This window comes from Nocardioides silvaticus, assembly GCF_003160695.1.
Classification (GTDB): Bacteria; Actinomycetota; Actinomycetes; order Propionibacteriales; family Nocardioidaceae; genus Nocardioides; species Nocardioides silvaticus.
Map to the genome: position 1 here is coordinate 701,455 of NZ_QGDD01000001.1, position 12,512 is coordinate 713,966.

Here is a 12,512-nt window from a genome sequence, read left to right on the forward strand (position 1 = left end):
GGCCGTGGAGGCAGCCGAGTTCGACGAGCTCTATGCCGCGTCGTTCCGTCGGATCACCAGTCAGGTCTACGCCATGATCGGCAACCTCGACGAGGCGACGGAGTGCGTGCAGGAGGCCTTCGCACGCGCCTGGGCGCACCGCCGGAAGCTGGACAAGGCGGAGTACCCCGAGGCCTGGGTGCGGACGACGGCCTACCGCCTCGCGGTGAGCCGCTGGCGGCGTACGAAGCTGGCGAAGCGGCCCACCGACCGGGCCGTCGGTGCCGCGACCCAGCAGGCCGCCGTCGACGAGTCGCACGTCGCGCTGGTCGCCGCCCTCCGCCAGCTGCCCGAGGCGCAGCGCCAGGCGCTGGTGCTGCACCACATCGCCGACCTGCCGATCCACCAGATCGCCGCGGAGATCGGCGTTCCCGAAGGAACCATCAAGGCCCGGCTGAGCCGCGGCCGCACCGCGCTCGCCGCGCTGCTGACGGACGAGGCCCCCGGCGGCCTGGCTGGAGGAATGAGCCATGTCTGACCCGATCGAGAAGCTCACCGGTCTCGGAGACGCGTTGGAGGGCGCACCCATGCCACTTCCCGCTTCCGAGATCCGCGCCCGTGGCGACCGGATCCGCCGCCGCCGTCACGCCGTCCTCGCCGGCGCCAGTGCCGCCGTCGTGGCCGCCGTCGCTGTCCCGGTCATGGCGTTCACGTTCGACGGCGACGACGCCAAGGAGGCGCCACCGGTCGACAACTCGGTCAGTGACCCCGTGCCGGCGCCGACGTCCGCGTCGCTCAGCCAGAGCAACCTGCTGACGGACGAGCAGGCCATCTACCCCAACGGCGGTGCCGACTGGCGCGCGGCCGGGACCTCCGAGGGCGACGGGCAGGCAGCAGCCTCCCCGTGTCAGCAGAGCACGATGAAGGGGCTGGGCGCCGGGACGGTCTTCCAGCGCGACTTCGAGTTCGTGTCGACCGACACGGGGGAGGTGGCCACGACGCTGCACTTCAACGAGGTGATCGCCGAGTTCCCGAGCGTGCGCGAGGCAGAAGCGGCCTACACCGAGATCCGGGGCTGGTACGACGACTGCCGGCCCACGGGTTCGGAGTCCTACCGCGCCGGCGAGTTCTCCGACGTGCCGATCGGCGAGGTCGGTCTGGTGGGGGCGGCGGAGGTCCAGGTCTCGTCGTACGGGCCGGTCGACGAGGAGATCGACCCCTTCGGCGAGGAGAGCTGGTACCTCGAGACCGGACTGGTGCAGATCGACGACCGGATCGCTGTGCTGACCCAGCTCATCCACGGCCAGGACTACAACTGGCCCGAAGGCACGCCTGTCTTCCAGATGGCTCCCGACGCCGCCACCCAGCTCGCGCTGGGCAACGAGGGCCAGACTGCGGAGCCGACGCCGGGCGTCGACTGGCCGACGTCCATTCCCGCTGGCTTCCCGCTCGACTCCGGCTGGCCCGAGGACGACGGCAACGACGAGTACCGCCTCGACGCCCCGAGCGCCGACAACCAGGCGATGATCCCGGCCGGCGAGCTCGACGCGTGCCTGTTCTCGCCCGCCGATCCGGGCGCGACCGCCCGGTTGACGACCCGGCTCTCCTACGCCACGGACGGTTACGTCCGCGAGCTGCAGCTGTTCCCCTCCGACCGGGAAGCGACCTCCTACGTCGACCAGCTCCGCCAGCTCTTCGGCGCCTGTCCGACCGACGGGACGACGCCGACGTTCACCACCGAGGTGAGCGACGGCGCGATCGGCGAGGAGTCGGTGGTGATCACCAGGGTGGGCGAGGAGATCTACCGCACGGTCATCAACGTGGTGCGCATCGGCAACGCGGTGGTCGTCGACCTCACGAGCGACGAGGGTCTTGCCGCGGACATCGACAGCCTCACCGTCGAGACCAGCGAGAACCTCGCCGACGTCGTCGCCGCCGTCAACGACCTGCAGGGCGGCACCCCGGGGGACGACCCCGGCCCCGACCTGAGCGCTCCGGCCGGGACCACCACCATCCCCGACGCCTTCCCGCTCGACCGCGCGCTCGACGAGCCGCCGGTCGCGGACAGCGACACCCAGGTCGCGGGACCGGACGGGACGGTCGACGGGGTCCGTCCGCAGACCGCCTGCGGCGAGCCGCTGTCGATGCCCGGCCGCGGCGACCCGGCGGACCGGCTGGGCTACTCGGTCTCGACCATCGGCGGTTATGACGGCCGCACCCTCGAGACCTATCCGACCGTCCAGGACGCGCTGGACCGGATGGAGCAGCTCCGCGCGCAGCTCCAGGGCTGTGAGCGGGACGACGAGGGGGACGGCTTGTCCGCCCGGCTCTGGGAGTCGCACAGCTCCGACACCGGCTACGAGTCCGTCACGTTCGGCTGGACCTACGAGGCGACCGAGTTCCAGGCCGCGAGTGCGGGCCAGCTCTACACCGTCGTGCGGGTCGGCAACGCGATCCTCGGGCTCGAGTGGGGCAGCGAGGGCAGCGCCCAGTCCCAGATCGACCTCGCCCCCGACCAGGTGCAGCTCGCCAAGCTCATCGCCGCCGAGATGTGCGTGTTCCAAGCGGCCTGGTGCTGAGGCCGTGCCGTGCAAGGCCGTCCGCGTCCTTTCCTGGTCGTCCCGGCGTTGGTCCTCGTCGCGGGCATCACAGCGTGCCGGGGCGAGGGCCCCGCTGAGGAACCGGTCGCGACCGATCCGCTGACCGCGAGTGTCGACGATCCGACGAGCGCGGCCGCCGCGACCGTCGACCCGGCGTCCGCAATCCCGGACGACTTCCCCCTCGCAGCCGATTGGCCCCCGCGCCCGGGCGAGCCCGGGTACCTGGGTCTGCAGGGTCCGGATCGTGAGCTCCCCGCGATCGACCACCAGCCGTGCGACGTCGTGGCCGCCGATCCGGCGTTTCGCGACAGACGGCGCGCCGACTGGGGTGACGTGGAGGACGACCGGTCGCGGCAGCTCACCGTCTATCGCTCCGAGCAGGACGCGGAGGAGGCGCTGCAGGCGATCATCGAGGTCTACCGGCACTGTCCCGAGCGCTTCGACGGCCCCTCCTGGGTCGGCTACGTGCTCCAGCAGACGTCGTACGGCGACGCCTCGTGGTCGGTCACCGCGACCGAGACCTTCGACGGCTACCGCACCAGCTACCTCGGAGTCCGGCACCTGGTGCGGGTCGGACAGGCGGTCCTCGTCACCGTCGACCACAACGAGGGCGGCTTCGGCCCGCCGGGCTCGCTCGAGGAGAACGTCGCGCGCCCTGTCGCCGAGGCCAGGGACGTGATCGACGCGATGTGCGTCTTCTCGACCACCGGCTGCTGACCCGATCATGACTGTCGGAGCCCACTGCCAGGATCGCGCCATGATCGATCACCTGGGCATCAACTGTGCGGACCTCGAGGCCGCGAAGCGCTTCTACGACACCGTGCTCGGCACCCTCGGCTACTCGCGGGTGATGGACTTCGACGAGGCCGTCGGCTACGGCAAGGACTCCCCCGACTTCTGGCTGAGCCGGTACGAGGACATGCCGCCGCAGCGCGAGGTCCACGTCGCGTTCCAGGCCGCCGACCCGGCGGCGGTCGAGGCGTTCCACGACGCCGCGGTCAGCCTCGGCGCGGAGTCGCTGCACGCGCCGCGGCTGTTCCCGGAGTACCACGAGCGCTACTTCGGCGCCTTCGTCCGCGACCTCGATGGCAACAACATCGAGGCCGTCTGCCACCAGGGCTGACGGCGCCGCGGACGACGAAGGGCCCCCACCCGAGCGGGTGGCGGCCCTTGGTCTGCTCGACCTCCGGGAGGTCAGAGGCTCTGCAGGATCTCCCGCGCCAGGGCGGCGGTGGCGGACGGCGTCTTGCCGACCTTCACGCCGACGGCCTCGAGGGCCTCCTGCTTCGCCGCGGCGGTGCCGGAGGAGCCGGAGACGATGGCGCCGGCGTGGCCCATGGTCTTGCCCTCGGGGGCGGTGAAGCCCGCGACGTAGCCGACGACCGGCTTGGTGATGTTCTCCTTGATGTACGCCGCGGCCCGCTCCTCCGCGTCGCCACCGATCTCGCCGATCATGACGATGACCTTGGTGTCCGGGTCCTCCTCGAAGGCCTGGAGCGCGTCGATGTGGGTGGTGCCCACGATCGGGTCGCCGCCGATGCCGATGGCGGTCGAGAAGCCGTAGTCCTTCAGCTCGAACATCATCTGGTAGGTCAGCGTGCCCGACTTCGACACGAGGCCGACCGGGCCGGAGCCGGTGATGGTGTGCGGGGTGATGCCGGCGAGCGACTCGCCCGGCGTGATGATGCCGGGGCAGTTCGGGCCGATCATCCGGGTGGACTTGCCCTGCAGGTAGGACCACACCTCGGCGGTGTCCTGCACCGGCACGCCCTCGGTGATCACGACGATCAGCGGCATCTCGGCGTCGATGGCCTCGATGCAGGCGTCCTTGGTGAACGCCGGCGGCACGAACAGGACCGACACGTCGGCGCCGGTCTCCTTCATCGCCTCGGCGACCGTTCCGAACACCGGGAGCTCGACGTCGGCACCGTTGGCGTCCTTGTGGGTGACGGTGGTGCCGGCCTTGCGGGCGTTGACCCCGCCGACGATGGTCGCGCCCGACTCGAGCATCAGGGCGGTGTGCTTGGCACCCATGCCGCCGGTGATGCCCTGGACGATGATCTTGGAGTCCTTGTTCAGGTAGATGCTCATGTCGTCCCTCTCAGACGTTCGCCAGCTCGGCGGCCTTGTCGGCCGCGCCGTCCATGGTGTCGACGAGGGTCACCAGCGGGTGGTTGGCCTCGGCGAGGATCTGGCGACCCAGGTCCACGTTGTTGCCGTCGAGACGTACGACGAGCGGCTTGCTGGCCGCGTCGCCGAGCAGCTCCAGTGCACCGACGATGCCCTTGGCGACCTCGTCGCAGGCAGTGATGCCGCCGAAGACGTTGACGAAGACCGACTTCACCTGCTCGTCGTTGAGGATCACGTCGAGGCCGTTGGCCATGACCTCCGCGTTGGCGCCGCCGCCGATGTCGAGGAAGTTGGCCGGCTTGACGCCGCCGTGGTCCTCTCCGGCGTACGCGACGACGTCGAGGGTGCTCATCACGAGACCCGCGCCGTTGCCGATGATGCCGACCTGGCCGTCGAGCTTGACGTAGTTGAGACCGAGGTCCTTGGCCTTCGCCTCGAGCGGGTCGGCCTCCTCACGGATCACGAACTGCTCGTGGTCGGGGTGCCGTACCTCCGAGGCGTTGTCGTCGAGCGACACCTTGCCGTCGAGGGCCTCGAGCTTGTCGCCCTCGAGCCGGGCGAGCGGGTTGACCTCGACGAGGGTCGCGTCCTCCTCGACGAAGACCTTGAAGAGCTGCTCGATCATCGTGACGGCCTGCTCGAACACCGGCTCCGGGAAGGCGGCCTCGGTGGCGATCTCACGTGCCTTGGCGGCGTCGACGCCCGCGCCGGGGTCGATCGCGACCTTCTTGACGGCGTCGGGGTTGGTCTTGGCGACCTCCTCGATCTCCACGCCACCCTCGACCGAGGCGATGCACAGGTACTGGCGGTTCGAGCGGTCGAGCAGGAAGGAGAAGTAGTACTCCTCCTCCGGCGGGGTCGCGGGAGTGATCAGGACCCGGTTGACCGTGAGGCCCTTGATCTCCATGCCGAGGATGTTGCTCGCGTGCTCGAAGGCCTCGTCCGCGGTCTTGGCGAGCTTGACGCCGCCGGCCTTGCCACGGCCACCGGCCTTGACCTGCGCCTTGACGACGGTCACGCCACCGAGCTGCTCCGCGGCGGCCCTCGCCTCCTCAGCCGTCTCGACGACGACTCCGAGGGTGGTCGTCACACCGTGCTTCGCGAAGAGCTCCTTCGCTTGGTACTCCATCAGGTCCACTGACTCATGTCCTTGCTGGTCGGGGGTGGGCCGCGCTGCACTGCGGGTCCTCGGGCACACTAGTCGGCCCCGCCGGTGCCCGACGAGGGTGCCCATCCGCAGCGTGACCTGGGTAACACGCGCGATCGGGCGGGAAGACGACGCTCGGGCTCAGGGACAAATGTCCTACTTCTTCCTGGGGAAGGATTTCGGGGACGCCGATCCATCCGTTAAGGTCGTCCGGATTGTTCGGGTGGGGCCGAACGTGACCAGTCGTCGACATGGGGACACGCGAACCGATGGGGAATCACCGAGGGGCACGACGCGCGTCGTCGCGAGGCCGCTCGGAACGCGCTGAGACGCCGTACGTCGGACGCCGGGTCGCGGGACGTAGTACCCCGGCCCAGCCGGTCCACACGTCTCTGGCTTCCGAGACGCAGGCCGCCGCTCCCGAGCTGAAGCCGGTCACCGTCGAGCTCCCCGCGGTCTTCACCGCCACGACGACGGGCTCGTTGAGCCCGGCCGTCCCGGGCAAGCGCCGCGCGGCCAAGTCGGCCCGGTCGCGGGTCCGCGGCCTGCCGTCGATGCCGGTCCTGGCCGGTGTCGCCGTCCTGGCCGTTGCCGCCGGCGGCGTGCTCCAGACCAACGGCCCGCAGCTGGCCGCCCACGACTCGGCACGGGTGGCCGCGCCCAACGCCGCCTCCGGCGTGATCGGCAGCGGCAGCTACAGCGCGGTCGGCCGCGAGCCGGTCGTCAGCCGCGACTCCGACCGCGACGCGCTCGACGACGCCAGCGAGGCGACGCTGGTCCAGGAGGTCGAGATCCAGGCCGAGCAGCGCAACGAGGCGCTCGGTGACCTGGCGCAGCAGGCCGAGAAGGAAGCCGAGAACATCAACGCCAACCAGTGGGTGCTGCCGGTTGCCGGCTACCGGCTCTCCGCCGAGTTCGGCCAGGCGGGGCCGTACTGGTCCAGCGGCTATCACACCGGCCTCGACTTCGCGGCTCCGACCGGCACGCCCATCAAGTCGATCGCGAACGGCGTGGTCACCGATGTCGGCTACGAGGGCGCCTACGGCAACCAGACCATCATCACGCTCGAGGACGGCACCGAGGTCTGGTACAACCACCAGAACTCCATCACCGTCGCCGTCGGCGACACCGTCGTGGCCGGCCAGCAGATCGGCACCGTCGGCTCGACCGGCAACTCGACCGGCCCGCACCTGCACCTCGAGGTCCGCCCCGGTGGCGGTGACCCGGTCGACCCCTACGCCGCGCTGGTCGTCAACGGCGTGCGCCCGTAGTCAGAGCTTCTCGACGGGGGCGTAACGCAGCAGCAGCCGCTTGACGCCCTCGGTGCCGAAGTCGATCGAGGCGACCGACTTGTCGGCCACGCCCTCGACCGAGACGACGGTGCCGAGGCCGAAGCTGTCGTGGGTGACCCGGTCGCCGGGCTCGAGGACCGGGATCGGGCGGCTCGGCTTCGCCTTCGCGGCGGCGTCGGCGCGGGCCGCGGAGGCCGTGAAATTGCGTCGGCCGGCTGCGTTGGGGACGCCGAGGCGGTTGCCGCCCCACGACCCGCCGTCCTCGGCGTCGGAGGCGAAGGTGGGCCGGGCCCAGCGGGTCTGGTCCGCCTCGGTGCGGCGCCAGTCGACGAGGTCGATCGGCAGCTCGCCGAGGAAACGGGACGCCGGGTTGTGGGCGGGAGCGCCCCATGAGGACCGGACCACGGCGCGGGACACGTAGAGCCGCTCCCGCGCCCGGGTGATGCCGACGTAGGCGAGCCGGCGCTCCTCCTCCAGCTCCGGGCGGTCGCCGAGCGACCGGGAGTGCGGGAACACCCCGTCCTCCAGGCCGGTCAGGAACACCACCGGGAACTCGAGGCCCTTGGCGGTGTGCAGCGTCATCAGCGTGACCACGCCCGGGTCCGGCGGGGCGTCCGGATCGTCGCCGTCGGCGGGTGCGTCGGGGATCTGGTCGGTGTCGGCGACCAGCGCCACCCGCTCCAGGAAGTCGGCGAGACCGGGCTCGACGAGGCCGGCGTCGACGTCGGCCGGGTCGGCGCTGGGACCGGCGACCGGGTCCTCGGCGAACTCGCGGGCCACCGCCACCAGCTCGCCGAGGTTCTCCACACGGGTCTCGTCCTGCGGGTCGTCGGACTCCTCGAGGGACTTGAGGTAGCCCGAACGGTCGAGCACCGTCTCGAGGACGACGTCCGGTCGCTCGCCGGCTTCCACCATCGACTGCAGCTCGGTCACCAGCGCGACGAACTCCTCGATGTTGGTCTGGCTGCGGGTGGCCAGCCCGGGCGCCTCGTCGGCGCGCTGCAGCGCCTCCCAGAACGTGATCTGCTCGCGGCTGGCGAGCTCGGTGACACACTCGACGGCACGGTCGCCGATGCCCCGCTTGGGGGTGTTGAGGATCCGGCGCAGCGAGACCTGGTCGTCGGGGTTGACGAGCATCCGCAGGTAGGCCAGCGCGTCGCGGACCTCGCGCCGCTCGTAGAACCGGACGCCGCCGACGACCTTGTAGGGCAGGCCGGTGCGGATGAAGATCTCCTCGAAGACCCGGGACTGCGCGTTGGTGCGGTAGAAGACCGCGACGTCGCCGGCGCGGGCGCCGGTGTCGGTCAGCTTGTCGATCTCGTCGGAGACGAACCGCGCCTCGTCGTGCTGGTCGTCGGCGACGTAGCCGACGATCCGCTCGCCGTCACCGGCGTCGGACCACAGCCGCTTCTCCTTGCGGCCCTGGTTGTGCCCGATCACCGCGTTGGCAGCGGTCAGGATGGTCTGCGTCGACCGGTAGTTCTGCTCCAGCAGGATCGTCCGCGCGTCCGGGAAGTCCTGCTCGAAGTCGAGGATGTTGCGGATGTTGGCTCCGCGGAAGGCATAGATCGACTGGTCGGCGTCGCCGACGACCATCAGCTCCGCGGGCTCGCTCTCGGTCGTCGAGCCGGCCGAGGCCCCGTCGTACCCCTCCTCCAGGCTCTGCCCGCAGAGCTGGTGGATGAGGGCGTACTGGGCGTGGTTGGTGTCCTGGTACTCGTCGACGAGCACGTGCCGGAACCGGCGACGGTAGGTCTCGCGGATGTCGGGGTGGCCCTGGAAGAGTCGCACCGTCTCCATGATCAGGTCGTCGAAGTCGAGGGCGTTGGCCTCGCGCAGCCGCCGCTGGTAGAGGGAGTACGCCGCCGCATAGCTCTCCTCGATGCTGTTGCGGGCGTCGGCTGTGACCTCGTCGGGGTCGCGCAGCTCGTTCTTGTGGTTGCTGATCCAGTGCAGGACCGGCCCCGGCTGGTAGCGCCGCGGGTCGAGGTCGAGGTCGTTGCAGACCAGGGTGATCAGCCGCTTCTGGTCCTGGGCGTCGTAGATCGAGAAGTTCGACTTCAGCCGCTCGTAGCCGAGGTGCTCGGCCTCCTTGCGCAGGATCCGGACGCAGGCGGAGTGGAAGGTGCTGACCCACATGATGCGGGCGCGGTTGCCGACCAGGTCGGACACCCGCTCCTTCATCTCGGCGGCGGCCTTGTTGGTGAACGTGATCGCCAGGATCGAGCCCGGGTGCGCCTTGCGCTCGGAGATCAGCCAAGCGATCCGCCGGGTCAGCACCCGGGTCTTCCCGGAGCCGGCGCCTGCCACGACCAGCAGCGGCGGACCGGCGTGGGTCACCGCCTCCTGCTGCGGTCCGTTGAGCCCCTCGAGCAGCTCGTCGGGGGTCGGCCCGCGTCTCGTCGTACGGGGCTCCTCGGCGGGGCTCATGCCCTCGAGGCCGGGCAGCGTCAGCGGATCACTCATTCTGCGTCCAGCCTACGGGCCGGCACCCCCGGGCCGGCGCGGTGCCTTGTCGGCCGGCCATGGGTCGGCCGACAAGGCCCGCTGGCCGTTTCCGACCGGCGGCGCGGGCTCGCTCCAAGAGCACGCGCCTGACTTGCTCCAGGGGGATTGGCGCAAGGACCTCAGTGTGACACACGTCTAATGGAGAGTGTTAGGGATCCTCCGGACTTTTGCTCTCGGCGGCAAGTGCCGCAGTGAGGACGTCCACGAGCTCCGCGGCGAAAGCCTCGTGGGACAGGAGTGCGGCCTCACCCGCGTCGATCCGCCGCGCGCGGGCCGCCAGTGCTGCGCTCTGGAACACAACGAAGTGCTGGAGCCGGTCGGCACGCCGATCGGCGGGCAGGTGGGTCAGCGCGGCGTGCACGGCGATCACCTGGTCGAGCAGCTTGGTCCCGGCGATCTGACGCGGCACCTCACCGACCGGGAGCGGGGCGGCGCGGTCCAGCACCTGGTTGACGATGCGCAGGAAGAACCTGCCTTCCTGGGTGGTCAGCCGGGCGATCGCCGGCGCCAGAAGATCCGCGACCAGGTCGCGGAGCCCGCCCGGGCGGACCACCCGTTCGACCTCCATCTCGGCGAGGTGTCGTTCGATGATCGCGCGGACCAGGCCCCAGCGAGACCCGAAGTGGTAGTTGATGGCCGACTCGTTGGCCTGGTCGGCCAGGCGCAGGATGTCGCCAGCCCGCGCTCCATCGATGCCGTACTGCGCGAAGACCTCCTCGGCCGCGCGGATCAGCGCGACCTTAGTGTCCGATCGTTCCTCCCCCATGGCGGGAGTCTATGGACGGGCCGGCGCCCGGCCGTGGAACGACGCAGGGGTTCGGGGACGTCACTAGGGTGTTGCTACCGGTTCTGGAACCGCTCCGACGACGACCGAGGAAGCAGGACAGCGTTGCCCGCCAGGAACACGAGCAGGGTGCAGCTGAGCCACGAGCGCTCGGCCTCCAAGCTCGAGGAACGTCGCGCCGAGCTCGCGCGCTCGGCGCTGACCACTCTCGCCCGGCGGGGCTTCGCCCAGACCAGCCTGCGCGACATCGCCAACGACTCGCCGTACTCCCACGGCATGCTGCACTACTACTTCGCGGACAAGTCGGCGCTGGTCGCGCACGCCCTGACGATGTTCAGCGAGCAGCGCTCGGAGTTCCTCTCCGAGCTGAACCACGCCGACCTGACCGCCGAGGAGTTCCGCGCAGCGATGGCCCGGACCGTCGCCCAAGGGGTCGGCGACAACACCAGCGGCTACGTCGTCTGGTACGACCTGCGCAGCCAACCCGGCGTCGAGGCCACGGTGGCAGCGACCATCCGGCGCATCGACGAGGAACGCCGTTTCGGAGCCCTGCTCGCGACCCGGCGGCACGCCGAGCTGGCGGGGGCGGAGCTCGTCTACTCCCCCGAGACCAGCTACGCGCTGAGCGACGGGCTGATCCAGCACGCGGTGCGGCGGTTCGACGGCGGCGACGCCGAGGCGCCCGGGTGGCTCGAGCGCGAGATCGTCCGGTTCCTCGAGGTCTCGATCGGTGGTGCCCTCTCGGCCCCGTCAGCCCCGTAGCCCCGTAGCCCCGTCGCCCGTCAGCCCGTCAGCCCGTCAGCCCGTCAGCTGTGGACGGGTGACCAGAGCACCGCGACGCACACGTTCGCGATGGAGAGCACGAGCAGGCCGGCCCAGAGCCCCTTCGGGATCGAGGCCTTCCGGATGTTGGCCATCACCAGCACCATCAGGACCAGCCCGATCGCGAACTTCACGCCGATCTTGGCGTGGTTGACGTCCCCGTCGCCCGCCTCGAGCACCCCTACCAGCGCCAGGCCGGCGAGGAACGCCGTGCCGACGCCGTCGCGCATGGCGCCGTTGACCTTCTTCTCCTCGTCACCCGCCTGCGCGAGCAGGCCGCCGATGAGCGCGGCGAAGCCGACGATGTGGAGCACCAGCAGGATCAGGCGGAGCGTGTCCATGGCTGCACTCTAGGACCTTGCCTGCCGCGGTCAGCGGCCGGTCGCGCTGAAGTGCTGGTAGTCCTTCAGCGTCGACCAAGCGCCACCCCACGCCCACCCGATGCGGGCGAACTCGCGCACGACCAGCGAGCCCGGCCGGATCATCGCCGGGCGCTGCCACGAGCGGTCGAGGTACGACGACGCGAGCTCGGGCAGCACGACATCTCCCTTCTCGTAGGGATTCTGGAACGGGTTGAGGTCGATGGCCAGGCCGTAGGCATGCGCCGACCAGCTGGTGCCGCCGGTCGTCGGCCGGCAGACGAGCGCGGCGGTGTTGTTGCCGTCGCCGGTCGGGTGGGCCTCGAGGTCGGCGGTCGTGGGCAGCCGCATCTCCTCGATCGGATAGTCGGCTGCGTACAGCGCCCGGAAGACCGAGACGACGTCCTCCGCCTCGCTCGCCGCGACCACCAGCTCTCCGGTGTGCGCGAGGTCGTCGAAGCCGCGGAAGGTCACCGTGAGGTAGCGCAGCCCCTCGAGCCCGACCGGGCACCGCGAAGACCAGGTCCTCCCCATCCGCTCCCGGATCGCAGGCGTCACCGGCCCGATCGTGGAGCGGAACCGGTCGTCCTCCGGCGGCGGGAGCAGGTCGACCGTCGGAAACCGGCGCTCGACCAGCTCCGGCGGCGTCGGCCGCATCTCGCCGAGCCCGTCGGGCCGCAGTGGCAGGCGCGCGGCGCCGAGCTCCCAGTCGGAGTACGACGGCGGCGGCGGTCCCTTCTTCGTGGGACCCGTCTTCGTCGGCTCCTTCGAAGCGGGTGCCGGCGAGGCTGCGGACGAGATGACCGGGCCGGCGGCTTCGTCCTCGCCGGGGGAACAGCCCGCCAGCGCGAGGGCCACCACCGCCGCGACGACGAGGTACGCCGGGCGCAC

At 70.7% G+C, this 12,512-nt stretch carries 12 protein-coding genes; 6 read left to right on the plus strand and 6 right to left on the minus strand.

Going from position 1 to position 12,512, the window contains the following annotated elements; translation table 11 throughout:
* Positions 1 to 4: 4 nt before the first annotated feature.
* The 4 genes from DJ010_RS03175 to DJ010_RS03190 are packed head-to-tail and all read left to right on the plus strand — an operon-like array spanning position 5 to position 3,702.
* Entirely contained in the window at positions 5 to 517 is a 513-nt protein-coding gene (locus DJ010_RS03175; protein WP_109692144.1) for an RNA polymerase sigma factor, read from the plus strand.
* On the plus strand, positions 510 to 2,558 hold the full coding sequence (locus DJ010_RS03180) for a hypothetical protein (protein WP_109692145.1): 2,049 nt from the start codon (positions 510 to 512) through the stop codon (positions 2,556 to 2,558). The genes DJ010_RS03175 and DJ010_RS03180 overlap by 8 nt, the downstream gene beginning before the upstream one ends.
* A gap of 9 nt (positions 2,559 to 2,567) precedes the next feature.
* On the plus strand, positions 2,568 to 3,296 hold the full coding sequence (locus tag DJ010_RS03185; protein ID WP_146207244.1) for a hypothetical protein: 729 nt from the start codon (positions 2,568 to 2,570) through the stop codon (positions 3,294 to 3,296).
* 40 nt (positions 3,297 to 3,336) lie between these two features.
* On the plus strand, positions 3,337 to 3,702 hold the full coding sequence (locus DJ010_RS03190) for a VOC family protein (RefSeq protein ID WP_109692147.1): 366 nt from the start codon (positions 3,337 to 3,339) through the stop codon (positions 3,700 to 3,702).
* A 71-nt stretch (positions 3,703 to 3,773) separates the two neighbouring features.
* Here the strand turns inward: DJ010_RS03190 and sucD are convergent, their stop codons facing one another.
* Entirely contained in the window at positions 3,774 to 4,670 is an 897-nt protein-coding gene (gene sucD / locus DJ010_RS03195) for a succinate--CoA ligase subunit alpha (RefSeq protein ID WP_109692148.1), read from the minus strand.
* A 10-nt stretch (positions 4,671 to 4,680) separates the two neighbouring features.
* Entirely contained in the window at positions 4,681 to 5,847 is a 1,167-nt protein-coding gene (sucC, locus tag DJ010_RS03200) for an ADP-forming succinate--CoA ligase subunit beta (protein ID WP_109692149.1), read from the minus strand.
* A 278-nt stretch (positions 5,848 to 6,125) separates the two neighbouring features.
* On the opposite strand from sucC, the gene DJ010_RS03205 reads away from it, so the two are divergent.
* Positions 6,126 to 7,127, plus strand: coding sequence for a M23 family metallopeptidase (locus DJ010_RS03205; RefSeq protein WP_211318629.1), 1,002 nt, complete (start codon positions 6,126 to 6,128; stop codon positions 7,125 to 7,127).
* Here the strand turns inward: DJ010_RS03205 and pcrA are convergent, their stop codons facing one another.
* Positions 7,128 to 9,614 (minus strand): DNA helicase PcrA, encoded by a 2,487-nt coding sequence (gene pcrA, locus DJ010_RS03210; protein WP_109692151.1) that lies wholly within the window; start codon positions 9,612 to 9,614, stop codon positions 7,128 to 7,130.
* Positions 9,615 to 9,804: 190 nt separating this feature from the next.
* A complete protein-coding gene (locus DJ010_RS21730) occupies positions 9,805 to 10,422 on the minus strand; it encodes a TetR/AcrR family transcriptional regulator (RefSeq protein WP_146207245.1) in 618 nt (205 codons plus the stop codon).
* Between the two features lie 123 nt (positions 10,423 to 10,545).
* Here DJ010_RS21730 and DJ010_RS03215 point away from each other — a divergent pair, with 123 nt between their 5' ends.
* Positions 10,546 to 11,202 (plus strand): TetR/AcrR family transcriptional regulator, encoded by a 657-nt coding sequence (locus DJ010_RS03215; protein WP_158282911.1) that lies wholly within the window; start codon positions 10,546 to 10,548, stop codon positions 11,200 to 11,202.
* Between the two features lie 44 nt (positions 11,203 to 11,246).
* Here DJ010_RS03215 and DJ010_RS03220 read toward each other — a convergent pair whose 3' ends face one another.
* Together DJ010_RS03220 and DJ010_RS03225 are read right to left on the minus strand one after the other, a co-directional pair.
* On the minus strand, positions 11,247 to 11,603 hold the full coding sequence (locus tag DJ010_RS03220; RefSeq protein ID WP_109692153.1) for a hypothetical protein: 357 nt from the start codon (positions 11,601 to 11,603) through the stop codon (positions 11,247 to 11,249).
* A 30-nt stretch (positions 11,604 to 11,633) separates the two neighbouring features.
* Positions 11,634 to 12,512, minus strand: coding sequence for a M15 family metallopeptidase (locus DJ010_RS03225; RefSeq protein ID WP_211318630.1), 879 nt, complete (start codon positions 12,510 to 12,512; stop codon positions 11,634 to 11,636).

Coding starts and splice junctions, on each gene's coding strand:
- DJ010_RS03180 (WP_109692145.1), top strand. CDS start 510: ATGTCTGACCCGATCGAGAAGCTCACCGGTCTCGGAGACGCGTTGGAG.
- DJ010_RS03190 (WP_109692147.1), top strand. CDS start 3,337: ATGATCGATCACCTGGGCATCAACTGTGCGGACCTCGAGGCCGCGAAG.
- sucD (WP_109692148.1), bottom strand. CDS start 4,670: ATGAGCATCTACCTGAACAAGGACTCCAAGATCATCGTCCAGGGCATC.
- DJ010_RS03205 (WP_211318629.1), top strand. CDS start 6,126: ATGGGGAATCACCGAGGGGCACGACGCGCGTCGTCGCGAGGCCGCTCG.
- pcrA (WP_109692151.1), bottom strand. CDS start 9,614: ATGAGTGATCCGCTGACGCTGCCCGGCCTCGAGGGCATGAGCCCCGCC.
- DJ010_RS21730 (WP_146207245.1), bottom strand. CDS start 10,422: ATGGGGGAGGAACGATCGGACACTAAGGTCGCGCTGATCCGCGCGGCC.
- DJ010_RS03220 (WP_109692153.1), bottom strand. CDS start 11,603: ATGGACACGCTCCGCCTGATCCTGCTGGTGCTCCACATCGTCGGCTTC.